The sequence below is a fragment of the Draconibacterium halophilum genome, from assembly GCF_010448835.1.
Lineage (GTDB): Bacteria > Bacteroidota > Bacteroidia > Bacteroidales > Prolixibacteraceae > Draconibacterium > Draconibacterium halophilum.
In genome coordinates this window covers 841,279-860,007 of sequence record NZ_CP048409.1, presented here as the reverse complement: position 1 = coordinate 860,007, position 18,729 = coordinate 841,279, and the positions used below count along the sequence as shown (strand labels likewise).

Annotated in this window: 18 protein-coding genes; 6 read left to right on the top strand and 12 right to left on the bottom strand. The window is 39.9% G+C overall.

Annotation, left to right across the window (positions count from 1 at the left end):
- Positions 1 to 49: 49 nt before the first annotated feature.
- The 8 genes from G0Q07_RS20210 to G0Q07_RS03365 form a co-directional block, all read right to left on the bottom strand.
- A complete protein-coding gene (locus tag G0Q07_RS20210) occupies positions 50 to 538 on the bottom strand; it encodes an efflux RND transporter periplasmic adaptor subunit (protein WP_203532664.1) in 489 nt (162 codons plus the stop codon).
- Entirely contained in the window at positions 526 to 1,107 is a 582-nt protein-coding gene (locus G0Q07_RS20205) for an efflux RND transporter periplasmic adaptor subunit (RefSeq protein WP_203532663.1), read from the bottom strand. Before G0Q07_RS20205 ends, G0Q07_RS20210 begins: the two co-directional genes overlap by 13 nt.
- Positions 1,108 to 1,192: 85 nt before the next feature.
- Positions 1,193 to 2,668 (bottom strand): TolC family protein, encoded by a 1,476-nt coding sequence (locus G0Q07_RS03390; RefSeq protein ID WP_246222976.1) that lies wholly within the window; start codon positions 2,666 to 2,668, stop codon positions 1,193 to 1,195.
- A gap of 110 nt (positions 2,669 to 2,778) precedes the next feature.
- Positions 2,779 to 6,120 (bottom strand): golvesin C-terminal-like domain-containing protein, encoded by a 3,342-nt coding sequence (locus G0Q07_RS03385; protein ID WP_163344764.1) that lies wholly within the window; start codon positions 6,118 to 6,120, stop codon positions 2,779 to 2,781.
- A gap of 10 nt (positions 6,121 to 6,130) precedes the next feature.
- Entirely contained in the window at positions 6,131 to 7,024 is an 894-nt protein-coding gene (locus tag G0Q07_RS03380; RefSeq protein ID WP_163344763.1) for an ABC transporter ATP-binding protein, read from the bottom strand.
- A gap of 293 nt (positions 7,025 to 7,317) precedes the next feature.
- Positions 7,318 to 7,899 (bottom strand): hypothetical protein, encoded by a 582-nt coding sequence (locus G0Q07_RS03375; RefSeq protein ID WP_163344762.1) that lies wholly within the window; start codon positions 7,897 to 7,899, stop codon positions 7,318 to 7,320.
- 230 nt (positions 7,900 to 8,129) lie between these two features.
- On the bottom strand, positions 8,130 to 8,714 hold the full coding sequence (locus G0Q07_RS03370; protein ID WP_163344761.1) for a hypothetical protein: 585 nt from the start codon (positions 8,712 to 8,714) through the stop codon (positions 8,130 to 8,132).
- A gap of 491 nt (positions 8,715 to 9,205) precedes the next feature.
- A complete protein-coding gene (locus G0Q07_RS03365) occupies positions 9,206 to 9,790 on the bottom strand; it encodes a hypothetical protein (RefSeq protein ID WP_163344760.1) in 585 nt (194 codons plus the stop codon).
- Positions 9,791 to 10,051: 261 nt separating this feature from the next.
- Between G0Q07_RS03365 and G0Q07_RS03360 the strand changes: the two genes are divergently transcribed.
- Together G0Q07_RS03360 and G0Q07_RS03355 are read left to right on the top strand one after the other, a co-directional pair.
- Entirely contained in the window at positions 10,052 to 10,240 is a 189-nt protein-coding gene (locus G0Q07_RS03360) for a 2-phosphosulfolactate phosphatase (RefSeq protein ID WP_163344759.1), read from the top strand.
- A gap of 309 nt (positions 10,241 to 10,549) precedes the next feature.
- Positions 10,550 to 11,719 (top strand): MalY/PatB family protein, encoded by a 1,170-nt coding sequence (locus G0Q07_RS03355; RefSeq protein WP_163344758.1) that lies wholly within the window; start codon positions 10,550 to 10,552, stop codon positions 11,717 to 11,719.
- A gap of 3 nt (positions 11,720 to 11,722) precedes the next feature.
- Here G0Q07_RS03355 and ruvC read toward each other — a convergent pair whose 3' ends face one another.
- Together ruvC and G0Q07_RS03345 are read right to left on the bottom strand one after the other, a co-directional pair.
- Positions 11,723 to 12,274, bottom strand: coding sequence for a crossover junction endodeoxyribonuclease RuvC (gene ruvC / locus G0Q07_RS03350; RefSeq protein WP_163344757.1), 552 nt, complete (start codon positions 12,272 to 12,274; stop codon positions 11,723 to 11,725).
- Positions 12,275 to 12,493: 219 nt separating this feature from the next.
- A complete protein-coding gene (locus G0Q07_RS03345) occupies positions 12,494 to 13,399 on the bottom strand; it encodes a DMT family transporter (RefSeq protein ID WP_163344756.1) in 906 nt (301 codons plus the stop codon).
- Between the two features lie 273 nt (positions 13,400 to 13,672).
- Between G0Q07_RS03345 and G0Q07_RS03340 the strand changes: the two genes are divergently transcribed.
- Both G0Q07_RS03340 and G0Q07_RS03335 read left to right on the top strand, forming a co-directional pair.
- Positions 13,673 to 14,515, top strand: coding sequence for a tetratricopeptide repeat protein (locus tag G0Q07_RS03340; RefSeq protein WP_163344755.1), 843 nt, complete (start codon positions 13,673 to 13,675; stop codon positions 14,513 to 14,515).
- Positions 14,516 to 14,537: 22 nt separating this feature from the next.
- Complete coding sequence (locus tag G0Q07_RS03335; RefSeq protein ID WP_163344754.1) at positions 14,538 to 14,951, top strand: hypothetical protein; 414 nt, start codon at positions 14,538 to 14,540, stop codon at positions 14,949 to 14,951.
- 58 nt (positions 14,952 to 15,009) lie between these two features.
- Here G0Q07_RS03335 and G0Q07_RS03330 read toward each other — a convergent pair whose 3' ends face one another.
- Positions 15,010 to 16,236, bottom strand: a complete 1,227-nt coding sequence (locus G0Q07_RS03330; RefSeq protein ID WP_163344753.1) for a tetratricopeptide repeat protein — start codon at positions 16,234 to 16,236, stop codon at positions 15,010 to 15,012.
- Entirely contained in the window at positions 16,230 to 16,898 is a 669-nt protein-coding gene (locus G0Q07_RS03325; RefSeq protein ID WP_163344752.1) for a tetratricopeptide repeat protein, read from the bottom strand. Before G0Q07_RS03325 ends, G0Q07_RS03330 begins: the two co-directional genes overlap by 7 nt.
- Before the next feature lie 220 nt (positions 16,899 to 17,118).
- Here G0Q07_RS03325 and lipA point away from each other — a divergent pair, with 220 nt between their 5' ends.
- Together lipA and lipB are read left to right on the top strand one after the other, a co-directional pair.
- The gene (gene lipA / locus G0Q07_RS03320) at positions 17,119 to 17,982 is read left to right on the top strand and encodes a lipoyl synthase (RefSeq protein ID WP_163344751.1); all 864 of its coding nucleotides are present in this window, start codon (positions 17,119 to 17,121) and stop codon (positions 17,980 to 17,982) included.
- A 78-nt stretch (positions 17,983 to 18,060) separates the two neighbouring features.
- On the top strand, positions 18,061 to 18,729 hold the full coding sequence (lipB, locus tag G0Q07_RS03315) for a lipoyl(octanoyl) transferase LipB (RefSeq protein WP_163344750.1): 669 nt from the start codon (positions 18,061 to 18,063) through the stop codon (positions 18,727 to 18,729).

Below are 18,729 nucleotides of genomic sequence, written 5' to 3'. Positions count from 1 at the left end.
GCACGAAGCCGGAAGTGTTTCTGACTTCCGGCTTCCAGCTTCCGCCTTATTATAATATCACTTTAACTTTTGAATTATCGCGGAGTGTTTCAAATCCTTTTATAATCAAACGGTCGTTCTGGCTTAATCCATCAGTTACTTCAATTTCATCCTGGTTGGCGATTCCCGTTGTGATACGCCGATCGTTGGCAGCACTGTTACGTCCAACAATAAACACGTATTTCCCGCGCGATCCGGTCATAATCACATCTTTCGGGATAACAATTGCGCTGTCTTTTTGAGCAGTAATAATATTTGCTTTTACAAACATTCCCGGACGTAATTTCAACTCTGGATTATCGATCTCCAATTTTCCCGCAAATGTTCGTGTTTCGTCGCTGATAATTGGCGACAGCTGGGCAACACGTCCGGTAAGCGTATCTTCAGTCAGGGTGTAGTTTGTAATCATTACTTCCTGTCCGGTTGTTACTTCCGAAATATTTTTTTCAGGCAAATTAATTTCAACATACATTTTGCTGTAATCCATCAGGCTAACCATACTTTCGCCGGCGGCAACACGAGTGCCTTCGGTATAATAAGGCAGTGCAACAATAACCCTGAAAAAGGAGCTACAACCTCCATTTTTGCCAACTGTATCTGAGCACTTTCGTAATTGTTCTTGGCTGTTATCATCGACACCTCGGAGTTACGCATTTCGAGCATGGTAACACCACCTTTTTCGTACAATGATTTTTGTTTTTCGTATTCCTGCTCCGAAATCTCGAGATTTAATTTTATTGATTCGATATTCAGCCCATTCAGGTATTCTGCATTTTCCAACTTTACAATAACCTGACCTTTGGCAACGCGATCGCCCAACTGAAATTTGCGCCCGGTTCTGGGATTGGTTTGCAGAATGTAATTTCCTTCAATCTCGGAACTCAATTCAGTTTCGTAAACTGATTTTGCAGTACCGGTAGTACTTACAAATTGCTGAATACTTTTGAGTTTAATGTTTTCAACAGAAACGGGAACAGCTAACTCGGTTGATTCAGAACTGGTTTGGTTGTTACACGAAATGGCGGCAACAACAACACCTAACAGGATAAGTAATTTTATATGCTTCATTTTAGTATGATTTTCATCTGATTAAAATTGTTTGTTTTTTGGTATCCTATGAACTCGCCCCGATTATTCGGGACTCGTTTCTGTTTTATTCTTGATCTTCGTTTAAATACAATTCCGATGGGATAATAGCTTCGTCTTTTTCGAAATCGTACAACGATTGTATTTTAAGGTTTAATAATTCGATTTTGTAATTTATAAGTGCCTGGCTCAATGCTACTTTCTGCGATGAAAGCTGATTCTGATACAGGTTAAGATCCATACCTGTCAGGTCTCCATTTTCGTAACGTTCGAGGTTAATTTCGTAGGTCAACTCAGCGTTCCGCTGGTTTTGTTTTGCCAGTTCAATCTGGTTCAACTGGTTTAGAATATTACGGTAAACCTGGCGAATATCAACAACAATTTGTTTTTTCTCCTCATTCAGGTTCAGCTCCTGCGATTCGATGGCTGCTTCGGCTGCAGCAATTCGTGCTTTACGCTCGCCCCAATCGAAAATCGGAATATTAAAACTGATTCCTACTGACGGGCTTTTTGTTGGATTTTGGTAAATGTTACCTAAATCTTTGTTATCGCCCGTGATACCAAATCTGAGGTTCATATCTCCTCTGAATTCGTTCTGTGCTTTGGTTCGAATAAGATCGAACTGACTGGTTTCCACATCAATTTCGCGCTGACGTAGCTCCATCCTCGATTCCAAACCGTTTTCAATGGCTTTATCCAAATTAACGGGAACCGGGTTAACGCTTACATCGGCCAAAATCATTATGTCTTCAAAAAGATCCATTCCGAGGTATAATTTCAACTGATCTTTGGCATTTTCAAAACTAACTTCGCTGTTTTGCAAGGTCGATTTTGCCGTTGCCAGGTTCAGCTCAGCCTGGTATTCTTCTTCTTTTGCAGCTAATCCGGCTTCAACTTTATTCTTTATAATATCATAACTATTTTGTGTATTGGCCAGCTCGTCTTTTGCAATGTTCAGGTTCATTTGTGCCATGTACACGTTGTAGAAAAACTCGGTAACATTTCGTTCGAGGTTTAAGTACTGCATCGCGTAACTTATCCTTGCATTTTCAAAGTTCAGCTCCAATTCTTTTAATTCCAGCTTCAGGGTATTATAAGTAAATAATGGCTGATTCAGGTTTAAATACAGGTTATTAAAAAATACCTCACTTTCCGTAAAGGACGATGTAGAATTATTACTCGACCAGCCAAACTCGTTGGTAAGCGAAACGGTACCATCGGTTATTAATATTGGCTGGGCAACGGTAAACAGCGTTCTTGATTCGAAGTTTTCGTTGGTGTACCACTCTGAAACACGATTATCGAAACGTCGTTGTTTGCTGTAATTTACAGGATCAACCTGAAGCGAAAAACGAGATTTTAGTGCAGCTCGTTGTGCCTCCAGGTTTTTCTGGTAACGTTCAAGATTTAATAACGACAGCTTCAAATCGGGGCTTCCCGTTTCGGCTATACTTAAAGCCCTTTGAAGGGTTAAGGCCTCTTGTGCCTGAACAGCAAAAGTTACAGAGGCCAGCAATACAATGGCAATTGCGAGCTTTTGCATAAGTTTGATTTTTGTTTTCATCTTATTAAAATTGTTAATTCATCAAGGGATAAGATGGAACTCGTCCCGACTTTTCGGGACTCGTTTCATCACGTATGTTGATTTATTTTTTATAATTCCACAATTTTTACCGCATCGGCATATATCATCCGTAAATCGGTTTTATCTGTTAACTCTATAACCGCTTTTTCTGACGAGAAATAGAAAGAGCCTAAGTGTACCCATCCGGTTTCGGCACTTTGCGAATCAAGGAAAGCTTCTTCTTCTCCGTCGTCGGCGTGAATAATGAAGTTTAAACTTCCTTTTTCCTCTCCCCGGTTTCTACCAAATCCGCGCCCTTTATAAAAGTGGTAATATACTTCGTAATACCCGGGCTCTTTCACCGGAACATTCCAACGGGCAACCTGCTCGCCATTTCCGCCTTTAATGTAATAAGCAGAACGAACGTACTCGCCATAAAACTCGTCGCTTGTAGTTGCTGTCCAGCTAATTGGTGGTCTCCACCGGTTAATACTTGCATATTTTTGTTTTGTCTCTTCTTCTTTTACTATCAGTTTTTCGAGTAAACTTACCTGGTGGTTTTCAGTTACTTCAAAACCGGGATCCTCGTTATCAACGATTGTTTCATTCGGTAGTTTTGTTTGTACCGGCGTTGAACTAATCCGTTCTCCTTCCCACGGTCTTGCCTTCAGGTCTTCTTCCACATCGCGGAAAAACTCCATGTAGGTTTGCGGAATATTTTTCGATGTCATCGAATTGAAGATCACCATTCTTGGTGCACCATCAAACAAATAACTCAATTCCTTGGTTTGATGAGCTGTTAGTTCAATCAATTTATCTACTGTATCTTCCGATCCCATTCCCGGACCGCGACCACCACCGCCACCGCCCGGAAGTCGGAAGGTAAGTTTCACCAAGCCGTCAATATCTGAGAAATTAGTAACTTTCAACGAGATCATGGTTTTCATCGCATCTCCCGATTTTACTTTTATTCCTTTTATTGGCGAAACAAGATAACCGGGTAATGCTTTGGCTTTAAACCAGCTGTTCATCATCGGTTCAAGTTCAATTCCAAACTTGGCTTTTATCTCTTCATCAAATTCCTCGAACGATATATTCTGATACTTGTACTTTTCCAGTATCGAGCGCAGAAAATCTTCAAAATCTTCTTCGCCGGCTTCCAGTTTTATGGTGGAGAACAGTACATCGCCTTTCAATTTTATTACGTCTTTTACTATTTCATTTTGATCCGGATCAGCAAGGATTTCCTGGAAAGAATAGTCCTGCAAAGCAATGTTTGCAACGATCTCCGGACTTTCACCATTCATGCTACTCATAAAGAGCGATCGCATATCGGTTGACTGGCTCTTTAAGTAAGCCTCAAAAACACGGTTTGTTATCGGCCACTTATCCGATTGAATATTGTTTTGAAAGTTATACAACCATGGAAAGATAAAATAGGGGTTTGGCAATTGTTCCATAGTCATCTCGCCACGCGACCATTGGCGGTCAGTTTCATTTTCTTCAGTAAATTTCTCCAGAAACTGCCCAAGCACCCTCAACTCTTTGTCTTCGTCAGTCATATCGGCACCTCCGCCACGACCTCTCCAACGGCCCATTCGTTCTTTTTGCTTTTCAAAATCAGCTTCGCGAAACATGTAACCTTTTTCCTGAATTAAAACCTGCCCGGGCTGAATAACTTCCTGCACCGATGTCCACATACGATCGTAGGTTTTAAACTGCGCCGGAACTTCAACCAGTGCCAAATGATCAGAATTGTATTCAAGGTTATAACCACGTTTGAAATCCTCGAAACGTTCGGAAATTACAGAAGCCAACGTATCTTTCGACTCTGGAAAAGCATCGCTGAATTGGTCGTGTCCTTCAATAAGCCACACTCCAAACTCGAAATCATTATGCGCTAAACTTTTATACTCATACCTGCCAATTGCCAAAGAAAGTTGTGTTAATGGTGTTTTGGGTTCAAAATGAAATTCACCAGCTGCAGCTTCGGTCATCACACCTTCCGAAACAGCTTGTAATCCTTCTGCTGTATTCACCGTTAACGTGTAATCTACAAATTCAGGTTTATACCAGCTCACATCTTCCGAGCTGTAAGTAACACCAACTTTTGGATACCAGTTTGCCTCGCGGGTAAGCAACACATATTCCGGCGTTACAAAAGCATAACGTTTATCAACATTTAGCACGAATTGTCCGTATTTCTCTTGTCTTTTCTCTTCCTCAATATCAAGGTAGCAATAAGCTTCGTCGATGGTTCCATTGTAATAAAATTCCACTTTTGTACTATCGCCGGGTTGCAAACTAAACTGATCGGAAATTACTACCAAATGTTTGTTGCGTACAAATGAAGTAGTCTTTCCATTTACGGTCAGATTGCTAACTTCCAGGCCGGCATTCAAACTAAAAATTAGTTTAGACAAGGGTTGCTGCAAATTATTTTTCAGCATCATTGTCGACTGTACATTTAACGATTCGCCTTTATGATCGATTACAATATCATGCGAAATTACATCGGCCAACGGTTCGCTGACATACTGATTATTCAAATCAATGATCTCAGTTCGTAAGGCTTCCGTTTTTTTGAAACTATTAATATGGTTAAACGCCAAATATCCCGCCCCTCCAATAAATACAAGACTAAAGAGAAGTGATATAAAGGTCATCGGTACCGATTGCGGCAAACGTTTCAGTAAGAATATGGTAAGAAAAATAAATCCTGAGCCCAATCCGAAATATATTCCACGGTGAATGAGAATAACACCGAGATTACCAAATCCGACAATATCGGAACTTAGCATTGGGATGCTAAAAGCCATGTAATCGAATATATAATAATATTTTGCCTGTAACAGAAAAAGCGTGATACCGATATAACCAAGCACCAACACAAAGGTAATGGCCTGGTTACGAATTACACTCATCAGTAAAAACGACAAGCCCATTATAAAAACAAGGGTTGGAATACTTATCAGTACTAAATACACGCCGTACGAAACCCAATCGATGGGAGTACTTTTTGCGAGTGCGTTAAAAATCAGGGCAAGAATAACCACAGCAACATTAAGGATCATAAACACCTGCATGTTACCAAGTGTTTTCCCGATAACGTATTCGCCATTGGTCATCGATCGCATGTAAATAACTTCGGTTGTATCTAATTTTTTGTCGCGTTTTAAAAAGTCGGAGGCCAGAAATACAGCAATTACTGCCTGGGCCACATTTAATATCAGCAAATTAAAATAAGGAATAGCACTGGGAATGGCACGGATAGCCCAACTTTCGCCGCCACCGCCTTCAATCACCATTCCGAAGTTTATTCCGAACAATACCAGCAACGAAAGAATACTGAATATGCGAAAAAACCAACTGCGAAAAAGTGTTTTCCGCTCGTATTTTGCTATTGAAAATATGTTATGTAACGAAATCATTCTTCCAGGTTTAAGCGTTAGACCATTGGTTTAGTTTGTTTTCCATAAAGTGCACATAAGCGTGCTCCAAATTCGGCTCCATAGGTGTGCACTGGAAACCGTTAATTTCATTGGCAACAACTTGTACTTCCCAACCTCCGTCAATAGGAATGGTAGAAATTACAGGGTATTTTTCATTTATCTCGTGATATTCTTTTTCAGTAGCTTCAATTAGCCAAACATGTCCTTCGGCTTGTTTTACCAACTGCTCGGGCGATCCTGAAAAAGCCAGCTTCCCCTCATTTAGCAAGGCCATGTTATCGCATGTACTTGAAATATCGCCAACAATGTGTGTCGATAAGATAATAATTACATCGCGGGTACTAATGGTTGAGAGAAGGTTCCGAAATCGAATTCGCTCTTCCGGGTCGAGGCCCGTAGTTGGCTCATCAACAATAATAATCTGCGGATCGTTTATCAGCGCCTGTGCAATGCCCAATCGCCGTTTCATACCTCCTGAAAGTTTATTTGCATTTCTGTCGCGCACTTCAAACAAACCTACTTCTTCAAGCATTTGGTCAACGGCAGTCCTGCGGGCTGCGCCACTTCTCATTCCTGCTAAACGAGCAGTATAATCAAGAAACTCCGATGTTTTCAACTTCGAGAAGAAACTAAAATCCTGGGGCAAATAACCTAACATTGAGCGAATTTGTCTACGATGTTTCGAAAGTTCGTAATCGTTAAAATATACTTTCCCGCTTGATGGTTTCATCAGGGTTACCAAAATACGCATCAGGGTTGATTTTCCAGCCCCGTTTGGACCTAAAAGGCCAAACATACCATTTGGAATTTCAAGGTTCAGGTTATTTACAGCGTAACTACCTCCCTTGTAAATTTTGTTTAGATTTTCTATTTTAATATGCACTTTGCAATAAAATTTTAAGAGAACACTGCTTTGGACTTACAAAGCTTAAAATCGTTTAATATTGTTGGTGCACTTTTATTACTATAATTACAGGCTCTGAATCATTTCTTCTGTTTTTCACCGTTAAGAGCCAGAAAATGCTACTTATTATCAGGCATGAGGGCTAATTTTTCTAAAACTTTAATAGCAATTGAGGCATAAAAAAAGCTCTGCAAAAGATTACAAAGCTTTCCTGCGCATTCATAAAAAAGCAAATATGGGAGTTAACAACTACAGATTAAAAACACTATCCGCTATAATGCTACGGTATAACTATGGTGCTTAACATAGTCGGTTAACACAATCTCGTAGGTGCCTTTTTTTAACTGGCCAAAATCCAGCATAGTGTGAATACTAATATCGCGGCCCAAATTGGCTCCTTTAATACGTTCTCCGTTTTGGTATACATTAATAAACACTGGTTTTTGCCAGGTATTTAAGAACGACACATTCACCATTTTATCATTTACCCTAAAATAAGGCTCATAACAATGCGAGGCAGAACTCACCGTAATTTTTTCATCTTTAACGCTCATTATTCGATTAATGCTCTCGTTGCCGTAGTTCACACTTAAACAATACAAACCATCGCCTAACTCCGAAAAATCGAACATTTTTTTAAACGCTGTCTGTCGTTTGGTTTGATTGTGGTAAAGCACTTCTCCATCGGCATTGGTGAGGGTTACTTGCAAAGGTGCTTCTTTTGCCGAACTATAGGCCAGCATTGCTGTGTTCCCTTTAACCTGTACAACACTCATTTTTGGTAACTCGGTGGCACTTGCTGCTCCCGCAACAAAAAATGCCAGGACTATTACAGTCCAAATTTTTGTTTTCATGACTTTCTATTTAATTGTTTTCTATATAATAGACACAAAAACAACAGCTTAGTTACGGCCTTACACTAGCTTATCGACGAACAACGAGCTACGGTAGACAAACACAAAAAAAACCGAATCAAACGACCGGCTAATTACAATAGAATTTGGGGTAAATTAAAGTAGTAAACAGAAAAAAGGCTATCAGTGAATTTCTGACAGCCTTATCTAAATTAATAACATTTTCTATTCTATTTAACTAAACTAAATGAAAAATCATTATTCAATGAACTCAAAACAACTTCGTATTCTCCTTCTCTCAACGAAGAAAGATCATAACCCGCAGCAACATTGAAGTCTTTTCCTAGCTTTGATTCGTAAACCAAACCATTTTCATCATAAATATTCAAACTAAGCGACTCCTGATCAAAGTTCAAATAAGTAAGTTTTAACACATCACCAGCAAATGCAAAGTAAGGATCAATTCTTAATTTTGATTCTCCTACAAAAATACCTTTTGATGCAACTTCGAAATCTTTCAGGATACGTGTGTCGTTTACCCGAACGTCCATTGTGTAATTTCCGTTTTCAAGATTTGCAAAATCATAAATCTTTTGATACGAATTTAATGGCTTTGTTGTTTGTTTGTAGTACACCAACTCTCCATTCTCTGCATGAATGCTCAACTCGAACAAAGATGCGTTTTCATTCTGAATTGTAATTACCGCTCTGTCGGCTGACAAAGGAACTAAATTCATTTTGGGCTTCTCAACGGCTGTTGCAATTGCTACAATTGCTACTGCCAATACTGTAGATAATAATTTAATTGTTTTCATAACCATTCTTTTTTTTGTTTAACATTGAATGACAGTACAAATATAAATGTTCTACAGCATATATGCCAAATAACATATTTAAAAAATTAATTATTTACATTATATTTAACATTGAAGTTAACATCAAAACATTTAAATGACCTTATAATGCTAGTTTCCAGAGCTTTCAAAACTCAGCACAAAATCATATCAATTTCCGTGCCACTTTATTGCTATTCATGTTAAATAATTTTTAGCATATCTGCAATAAACAGTTAAACTGCAAAGCACCAACCAACACAAAACAACCAAAAAGCAACGCGCAAAACCACGAAAGAAACAAAACAAGAACAAATCGCGAATCAAACCCCCAAAAAAACTACCCAACCCCAACAACCCCACACAAAGGACGGAACACAAAAAAACCGACTCTAACAAATCGGCATCCATAAACAAAAAAAGGCTGCCGGAAAATCCCGACAGCCTCATTCAAACCAATAACATTTTCTAAACTATTTCTCTAAACTAAATGAAAAATCATTATTCATAGAAGTCAAAGCCACCTCATACTCCCCTTCTTTCAATGCAGAAAGATCATAGCCAGCAGCAACATTAAAACCTCTTCCAAGTCCCGACTCGTAAACCAAGCCATTTTCATCATAAATACTCAAATTTAGCGACTCCTGGTCGAAGTTCAAATAAGTAAGCTTTAACACATCGCCGGCGAATGCAAAATAAGGATCAATTCTTAATTTTGATTCACCTACAAAAATTCCTTTTGATGCCACTTCAAGTTCCTTCAGCAAACGCGTGTCGTTTACACGCAGGTCCATTGTATAATTTCCGTTTTCAAGATCTGCAAAATCAAACACCTTCTGATAAGCACTTGATGGCTCAGCAGTTTGTTTATAATAAACCAACTCTCCGTCTTCTGCATAAATGCTCAATTCGAAATTAGTCGCTTCTTCATTCTGAATAGAAACCACCGCTCTGTCTCCCGACAAAGGAACTACATTCATTTGTGGCCTCTCAACGGCTGTTGCAGCTATCACCGCAACAACTGCCAATACTGTAAATAATAATTTAATTGTTTTCATAATCATTTCTTTTCTGTTCAAAATTTAATTGTCAGTGCAAACATATATGTTTTACAGCATGCATGCCAAATAACATATTAAAATAATTAAATAAAGCCTTTATATTTAACATTGGAGTTAACATGGGAAATTTAAACGCTACATACTACCTTTATTTATATGCTTTGTGTATTTATGACGCTTTTACTATACAATCTTCGTGCCAATTACACACGAGCCATGTTAATTAATTTTTAGCATATCTTAAAAAAACGGTTAATAATGAAGGCAAACATACTATACCTGCTTGAGGGAGCGCAAGCTGCAAAAGGAAAAGTTGTAATACTAGATGTGCTACGCGCTTTTACTACAGCCTGTTACACTATAAACAAAGGAATTGAAACCATTATCCAAGTGGGCGATATTGAATTAACTTACTTGTTAAAAATAGGAGTCCCGATTAGCTTTTAGTAGACGAACATCATGAACAAAAACCTGAAGGTTTCGGTTTTGGCAATTCTCCAACACATATTAATGATGCTATAATCCCAGCCAAAACAATGGTGCAACCGATTAAGGAAAAAGACGGCGTCGTTTTGTTGATCTGACTACCGAAAAGCTGGTTGCCGGAAAATGATTTTCATCTATGCATAAACATCAATCATTTTGATTTTATTCTGAAAGTTGAAAAAAAAGGTGAATTAAATTATCTTCGAAAACTTAAAATTTAAACGGGTTTGTCAAATCATACACTTTGACAAATTAAAAGCCTTGATACAAATGAAACAATACAACTTTGACGAAATAGTTCCGCGTAAAGGAACCAACTGCTTAAAACACGATGCACTTGAACGTTTTTTCAACTCGGCCGATGCATTGCCACTTTGGGTGGCCGATATGGATTTTAAAACACCCGATTTTATTGTGGATGCCATTAAAAAGCGTGCTGAGCACGAAATCCTTGGTTACTCCTTTCGCCCTGATTCGTATTTCGAGGCGGTTATAAACTGGATGAGCCGGCGCCATCAGTGGGAAATTGAAAAAGAATGGATTTCGTTTAGCCCGGGAGTAGTGGCAGGCTTGACATACGCCATCGAAAGTTTTTCGAAACCCGGCGACGGCGTTGTGGTTCAGCCACCCGTATATTTTCCATTCTTCGACAGTGTAAAAGGCACAAAACGAAAAATGATTCAAAACCCGCTGAAGAATGAGAATGGCCGCTATACTTTCGATCTGAAAGATTTGAAATCGAAGATTGATGAAAATACCAAACTCCTGCTGCTTTGTAACCCGCAAAATCCGGGAGGTATGGTTTGGACAAAAGAAGAACTGGCTGCCCTTACCGATATCTGCCTTGAGAACGATATCATGATTATTTCAGACGAAATACATTCCGACTTAATATATAAAGGCCATAAACACATTCCGCTTGCAAGCATTTCCGACGAAGTAGCGCAGAATTGTATGGTTAGCATGGCGCCGAGTAAAACCTTTAATGTGGCTGGACTTTCGTCGTCGCTGGTGATCATCCCAAACAAAAGAAAAATGGCTGCTTACGAACGCACCATTGGCGTTGGCCATCTGGGCATGGGAAATATTTTCGGGACAATAGCACTTGAAGCCGCTTATACCCACGGCGACGAATGGCTGGATCAATTACTGGAATACCTGTGGGGAAATTATCAACTGCTTGAAAACTTTATTCAGAAAAAGCTGCCACGTGTAAATGTAATGAAACCGGAGGCTACATACCTTATCTGGATGGACTTTTCGGATTATGGCATGAAAAACGAAGAACTGGCAAAATATACGGTAGAAAAAGCCGGTGTTGCATTGAATGACGGTGGCCGTTTTGGAATTGGCGGCGATGGGTTTCTTCGTCTCAACATCGGTTGTCCGCGCAGTGTATTGCAGGAAGCGCTTGAGCGACTGGAGAAGGCATTCGGGTAAAAGTTATTTTAGCTTACCGGGATTCTTTTTAACAAAATCGGACCAGTTTTTATACTCTTTCGATTTTTGCGGCTTGTTCATTTGTATAAAATGACAAATGGCCACTGCCACCGCATCGGTTTCGTCGAGCATTTTATCCATATCCTTCAGGTCGTAAACTTTTTGCAGAAAATAAGCGACCTGCTCTTTCGAGGCGCGGCCCATTCCGGTTATCGATTGCTTTACCAGCAAAGGTGCGTATTCATGAATCGGCACATCGTGCACCAGTGCGGCAGCCATCAATACACCTTGTCCGCGGCCAAGCTTTAACATCGACTGCACGTTTTTACCATAAAACGGTGCTTCAATGGCCATAACATCGGGCTTGTATTCTTTTACTAAATGCAACGCCCGTTCGTGCAGGTATTTCAAACGCATATAATGGTCGGAATACCTTTTGGGTGTGATGTTTCCCATGTGTAAAATCACCGGCTTTTTATTTCTCACCTCTACCAAACCATAGCCGGTTACCGTTGTTCCGGGATCGATACCCAATATACGAAGCGGTTTATCCATTCGATGAAAATAGTAATTTGTTGCTAAGCTGCCGCCAAAAGTACTGATATTGTTTCATTCCTGCGGAACTTGAATTCAAAAAGGATATTTCGGACACCACTCAGGTTTTGTTTTTATTGAAACACATTAGACACGTAGATTACAATAGATTATTTAGCCAATTTTAGGATTTTCGATTGCCTATTACTATTTGCCAATTGCCTATTTAATTTAAAATCGTTAATCGTAATTCATCATTTCATTACGTTTTCTCCGGTCGAGTTGTTGAACCAGCACCCCCGAAACGATAAAAATCAAACCAATAAAAGTGGTAATATAAATGGTTTCCTTAAGAACAAGGTGAATAAAAACCAACGACAGAAACGGAGCAAAAAATACCAGATTACCAATTTTTGCATTGCTACTGGTAAGGTTCATAGCTTTTAACCACAGCACATAAGTAATGCCCACCTCAAAAACGCCAGAGTAAATGGTAGCTATAAATGCTTCGCCCCAATGTACCTTAAACGACGAAAACAGCGCCACTACCGGCACCAGATATATCATCCCGATGGCAAAATTAAGGAATAACTTTACCACCTGGTCGCGCGTGTCTTTCACATTAAAAATCCAGTACAACGACCACAAAATGGAACTTCCCACCGCCAGCACAACGCCCAGCGGATTGGTGTTACTAAATCCTTCGAATCCTCCCTGCGACGAAATAAAAAATACACCAACAAAACTGATCAGCAGCGCCACAAAACTTATCCAGCTGATTTTTTGTTTGAGCATGGGCACCGAAAGCAGTGCCAGTGTTATGGGCCAAACCATGTTAAGCGGCTGTGCCACTTGTGCCGGAAGCAGAGAATAGGCTTTAAATAAAACAAGGTAATAAAGCAGTGGATTAAAAGCCCCCATTAATAATGAATACGACCACTCGCGCGGTGTTTGCCTGAAAATTAAATGTGTTTTTCGTTGAAAGAGCAAAACTACAAACAGCAGCACTACCGTTACTACCGACACATAAAATATAAGCTGAATAAAATCATACTCGCGCAACGCCAGTTTAAACGAGGTGGCAACTGTCGACCAAAACAACACGGCTAAACCGGCATATAAATATGTTTTTACAATTCGCGACATAAGCAGGAAAAATCAAAACGCCAAAGTACGAAAAGAATTGACTTGACAGACATTAAAAGAATAACTCAAGCAAAACAAACAACGTAAAGCTCAGGTACGCTACGATGATCCTCTTGCTACAAAATCTTTGCAATCTTCTTCGGGTAATAAAGTCAAATTTTATGGTGCATTTTCAATTCAAAAAATAGAAATCAGATAATAAAACTTGTGGTTTCGATTTTTTATTTAATGTTTGTACCAGAACATTACACAGGTATTTAGACTTTAAAAAATATGAATAGATTATTTGCACTAATAGTTTTGTTTAGCTTCCCCGCAGTTTTACTTGCCAACCAGGCAGACAGCACAGCCAACACCATTGACGATCCCTTGTACAAACCTTTTATTGAGCGCTATATCCTTGACGAAATAAAAAGTTTACGCCAGGAAAACCAACAATTGCGCGCGCAGGTAACAAAACAAATCGCTGAGGCCAAGCTCGAATCTTCAGACCGGGCAATACAATACACAACCAGTACCATCAATAATATCTTTTATATTATAACTGCAGCAGCTTCGTTACTAGTGCTTTTGGGCTGGCGGTCGCTTAGCGACATAAAAAAAAGCATAAAGGCTGAGATGGAGAAGAAAATTCAAATGCTTACCGGCGATTATGAAAGCCGCCTGGAAGATATTGAAAAGAAAATGATCGATCGATCGAAGATAATCATTGAAACACAGCAGGATATTACAAACACCAATACCATTCACTCGTTGTGGATGCGCGCCGGACTTGAAAAGAGTGCAGAAGAAAAGATTTCGATTTATGATGAAATTTTACAAATAAACCCCAATGATATTGAAGCCATGACCTACAAAGCAGATGCGTTATTGGAAATAGGCGAGGTACGCTGGGCTTTAAACCTTTCGAATACAGCCATTGAGCTCGACAGCAATTACTATCTGGCATTTTGGCAACGCGCTTGTGCATATTCGCTAATGAATAAACAAGCAGAGGCGATAAAGGACCTTAAAACAGCACTTGAATTATCGGATGTTTCAACAGAAGAACTTCAGGCTGAAAAACATTTTGAAAACCTAAAGGACACGAAGGAATTTAAGGCGCTGTTAAGCTGACTTAATTTTACCCCAACGAAATATGAAAAAAATTAAATTATACCGCCCCAATGAAACGTTCAATAAAAATCATGCTTACAAGATTTTGGTCGATGAGGAAAAAGTGGCCGAGTTAAAAAACGGAGAAGAAGAAACTATTGAATTGGTTGATGACAAATCGTGTTTACAGGCAAAAAATCTATGGTGTGGAAGCAAAAAATTAATCATCTCTGATTCCGATAAAGATGAAACCGTAAAAGTATGCGGTAACAAATTTCTGAACAAACAAATGCCTTTTATTGGAACTCTGTTTCCTTTAACCGGAATTGTATTTTTCAGTGGCAGCAATGAACTATTAAAAAATATTGGTATTGTAATTCTGATTATACTGTTGCTGGGAATAATTGCAACATTGACGATTTGGAGGAACAAATGGCTAAACGTAAACAAAGAATAAAATACACATTCCAGCAAACTGGGGAATAGAAGTCTGTTCTTTGGAAATCTAACGTCCCCTAAAACTCTGAACTTTCAATAGCACGTTCAAACAAACCGTCTTTTCCTTCGGGTTCTATATCAGGGTATATTTTTCGTAGTTCCCGGTATTTCTCACGCGATTCTTCGGTAAACACACTTCCCGGGTAACTGGTCAGCATTTGTTTATACAACTCTTTTGCCTTTTCTTCCTGTCCCAGGTTGTAATGATTTATTTCGGCCAGCATGTACAAGGCATCGTCTCCCAGCAGGTCGTAGCTAAAATCGGTAACAATAGTTTGCAGGTATTCGGCAGCCATTGCGTAATTTTTGTTATCCACCTCAATTTTTGCTTTTCTAAACAGAATATTATCCACCAGTGAATGATACGGATATGTCTCGGAAATAGAATCTAAAACCAACATCGCTTCGTCGGGTCTGTTCTGGAAAAACAACAAATCGGCACGAGAAAATAGTTGCAGTGGTACTGCAGTAGTATCAAGGTTTAGGTTATTACCTATCAACATCGACAACTCCATGGCATCATTAGCCGTAAGTTTCGAAGTACTGGCTTTTAACACATCCAACTGCGCTTTTGCCCAACTGAAATTACCCATGTAATAGCCCAGTTTCGCTTTTTTCAGTTTTACTTCGTCGCCCAGCGAATTCTTTTTATTGGCTTCAATTACCTGCGAATAAATCAGCATCGCCTCCCACGGATCATCGGCATACACATAAATATCTGCCATTTCGGCCTTCAATTGCCCCAGCTGTTCGGGTTTTAGTTGTGGCACTTTTTCACCTTTCTCCAACACCGAAATTGCACTTTCAGTATCATTCAGATAAAAAGCCAGTAAATGGGCATACTCGCGCACCAGATTTAAGGTTGCCGGACCAATATTCAGATATTGCAACCCACTTTCAAATTCATCGGCCAAAGCTTTTCCCTGTTCCAAATCACTGTCCGCTTCATTGGTATATTCCATGTATTTTGCATGGATATTACGGGCATACGCCTGCGCATAAAAGGGAGTATCTTGCCCTTTATCCATTAAATAGGTGTAGGCTTTTTGGGCTTGAGCATATTCCTTATTTCGCAATGCCAAATCGCCCAACTGTGCAATCTGCCCGTCTTCAGCTCCGGTTCGCCTATCCAAAGCAATGGATTGACGCAAAGCACTCGAAAATTTCTTTTCTTGCAAAAAGAACCAAATCAGCAGTCGGTTATAACCAATAACACGGGGCTCGGTTTGAATACGTTTTAACACCTGCCCCTGAACTGTTCGCGCAGTGCGTTATCGATATCAAGCCGCATGGCCGACGACAAACTGCTTTGCACCCGTGCCAGGTGTTTTTCACCTTCGCGCAACAGGTTCAGATACTCCTCCATCATATTGGTATAATCGCGCAAATACAAATACGACCGTGCCAACTCGTAATTAAACGACTGGTCGGGCAAGGTATTTCTTCCTTTTAAATAAACATCGCGGGCCAGACCGTATTCTCCCCACGCTAAAAATGAATTGGCCGTAGTTAAAAATGCTCCGCGGTTGGCAGGTATTTTTTCAATCGCCTCGCGAAACATGGCATCGGCTTCTTCATCGCGGTTTTGTTTTTTATAAACCTGCCCTAAATGCACATAATATTCCGGGCGCGGTGTTTTTTGCTTTTTTATCTCGCGCTGAATTTCTGACTCTGCCTCATCATACTGTTCTAATCCGATTAAGCTGTTTATGTAATATCTGAAATACGTGCTGTTACGAGTCAGCTGGTGAACCTCCTTTAATAAAGGCGCTGCTTTTTCAAAGTCCTTCGCATTATAGTAGCGAATAGCCAGACTCGATTTTGTTTGAATCTCGGATCGCTTCTGTTGGGCAAATCCGGTATTCAATCCCGTAATTAATATCAATAGTATGAATATATATCTCATTGTTTTCTGCTTGTTGTACAAAAATAACACAGTTGTTCGAACTATGCTTTTTTTAAGAACAATTTTGAGAGTTAGGAGTTTAATCAATTTTAGTTTGGTTTTAAACTTTTACATTTGCAGAAACTTTTCATGAGCTGCCTGAATGGAATTTGCATTTAGAAATAGTAATTGGAAAAGACGCAGGATAAAACGATATAATAATTTTTAGTCAGTTTAGATTATGGCACATGAGTTGAATGGCAGAGAACGCCTACCGAAGTGGATGAAGATGAAAATGCCAAAGGGAGAAAGCTATTCGAAGGTGAAGAACCTGGTGAATAAACATGGTTTGCATACCATTTGCACCAGCGGAAACTGCCCGAATATTGGCGAATGCTGGAACAGAGGAACAGCCACATTTATGATACTGGGAAACATCTGTACCCGCAAATGTAAATTCTGTGCCGTACCCAATGGAATGCCCCTTGCCCCCGATTTGGAAGAGCCCAAAAAACTGGCCGAGTCGGTGCGTATTATGGGCGTAAAACACTGCGTTATTACTTCGGTTGACCGCGATGATTTGGAAGATCAGGGTGCCGGAATTTGGGCCAAAACCATTCGCGAAGTAAAACGTGTGAACCCGGAAACCAAAATCGAAGTGCTGATTCCTGATTTCAGAGGTAAAACAGAATTGATACAACAGGTTATTGATGCTGGTCCGGATGTGATCTCACACAACTTAGAAACTACCGAAGAACGCACTCCGTTTATTCGATTTGCTGCAAAATACCGCCGCAGCCTGGATGTAATTAAATATGTTGCCGACAATTTCGGACGGGCAAAATCAGGGATTATGCTTGGTTTGGGCGAAACGCAAGAAGATGTATTAAAAACAATGGACGACTTGCTGGAAGCAGGATGTAAAGTAATGACCATTGGGCAGTACCTGGCACCGACGACAAAACACATGCCGGTTGTTGAATACATCGAACCGGAAAAATTTGTGGAATACCGCAAAATCGGCATCCGTAAAGGCTTTAAGTTTGTTGAAAGCTCGCCACTGGTTCGCAGTTCGTACCGTGCAGAGGAACATGTAAAAGCGTAAGAAAGTATTCAGTTTTCAGTCGGAGCGAACAGATGTAAAACACGTAGCTTGAGACTTGTAACTTGTAACTAAAAAAATATGGCAAATTTTAATTACGTCGACCTCGGGATAAAAGAATACAAAGCATGCTGGGATTACCAGGAAGAGCGCCTTCAGGAGCTCACCACCCAAAAACGCAGTACCGGAAAACCTACTGCCGACAATCATTTTATCTTGGTGGAACACCCGCATGTTTATACACTTGGGAAAAGTGGCGATGAAGCCAATATGATGGCCAATGCCGATTTTCTGAAAAAGATAGAAGCGACATATTTTAAGATAAACCGCGGTGGCGATATTACCTACCACGGGCCGGGACAACTTGTTGGCTACCCAATAATCGATTTGGAGCATTACAAAATTGGTGTACGCGAATACATTGAAAGAATGGAGGATGCCATTATTGCAACGATTGGCGAATATGGTTTGGAAGCTGGCAGAAAAGAAGGTGCCACAGGCGTGTGGCTGCAAGCCGACCATAAAGTGCGTGCACGAAAAATTTGTGCCATTGGGGTTCGCGTGAGTCGTTACGTTACCATGCACGGTTTTGCGCTTAACGTAAACACCGACATGCGTTACTACAATTACATCAACCCGTGTGGTTTTGCCTCATCGGCGGTAACTTCCATTAAGCAAGAGCTGGATAGAGAAATATCGATGGATGAAGTTAAAGAGATTGCAAAGAAGAAGTTTAATCAGAACTACTAA

Excerpts from the sequence above, each read along its gene's own strand:
- G0Q07_RS03360 (WP_163344759.1), top strand. The coding sequence starts at position 10,052 with ATGAAGGCAAACATACTATACCTGCTTGAGGGAGCGCAAGCTGCAAAA.
- G0Q07_RS03370 (WP_163344761.1), bottom strand. The coding sequence starts at position 8,714 with ATGAAAACAATTAAATTATTATCTACAGTATTGGCAGTAGCAATTGTA.
- lipA (WP_163344751.1), top strand. The coding sequence starts at position 17,119 with ATGGCACATGAGTTGAATGGCAGAGAACGCCTACCGAAGTGGATGAAG.
- G0Q07_RS03375 (WP_163344762.1), bottom strand. The coding sequence starts at position 7,899 with ATGAAAACAAAAATTTGGACTGTAATAGTCCTGGCATTTTTTGTTGCG.
- G0Q07_RS03355 (WP_163344758.1), top strand. The coding sequence starts at position 10,550 with ATGAAACAATACAACTTTGACGAAATAGTTCCGCGTAAAGGAACCAAC.
- G0Q07_RS03340 (WP_163344755.1), top strand. The coding sequence starts at position 13,673 with ATGAATAGATTATTTGCACTAATAGTTTTGTTTAGCTTCCCCGCAGTT.
- G0Q07_RS03385 (WP_163344764.1), bottom strand. The coding sequence starts at position 6,120 with ATGATTTCGTTACATAACATATTTTCAATAGCAAAATACGAGCGGAAA.
- ruvC (WP_163344757.1), bottom strand. The coding sequence starts at position 12,274 with ATGGATAAACCGCTTCGTATATTGGGTATCGATCCCGGAACAACGGTA.
- G0Q07_RS20205 (WP_203532663.1), bottom strand. The coding sequence starts at position 1,107 with ATGAAGCATATAAAATTACTTATCCTGTTAGGTGTTGTTGTTGCCGCC.
- G0Q07_RS03335 (WP_163344754.1), top strand. The coding sequence starts at position 14,538 with ATGAAAAAAATTAAATTATACCGCCCCAATGAAACGTTCAATAAAAAT.
- G0Q07_RS03390 (WP_246222976.1), bottom strand. The coding sequence starts at position 2,668 with ATGCAAAAGCTCGCAATTGCCATTGTATTGCTGGCCTCTGTAACTTTT.
- lipB (WP_163344750.1), top strand. The coding sequence starts at position 18,061 with ATGGCAAATTTTAATTACGTCGACCTCGGGATAAAAGAATACAAAGCA.
- G0Q07_RS20210 (WP_203532664.1), bottom strand. The coding sequence starts at position 538 with ATGGTTAGCCTGATGGATTACAGCAAAATGTATGTTGAAATTAATTTG.
- G0Q07_RS03345 (WP_163344756.1), bottom strand. The coding sequence starts at position 13,399 with ATGTCGCGAATTGTAAAAACATATTTATATGCCGGTTTAGCCGTGTTG.
- G0Q07_RS03325 (WP_163344752.1), bottom strand. The coding sequence starts at position 16,898 with ATGAGATATATATTCATACTATTGATATTAATTACGGGATTGAATACC.
- G0Q07_RS03365 (WP_163344760.1), bottom strand. The coding sequence starts at position 9,790 with ATGAAAACAATTAAATTATTATTTACAGTATTGGCAGTTGTTGCGGTG.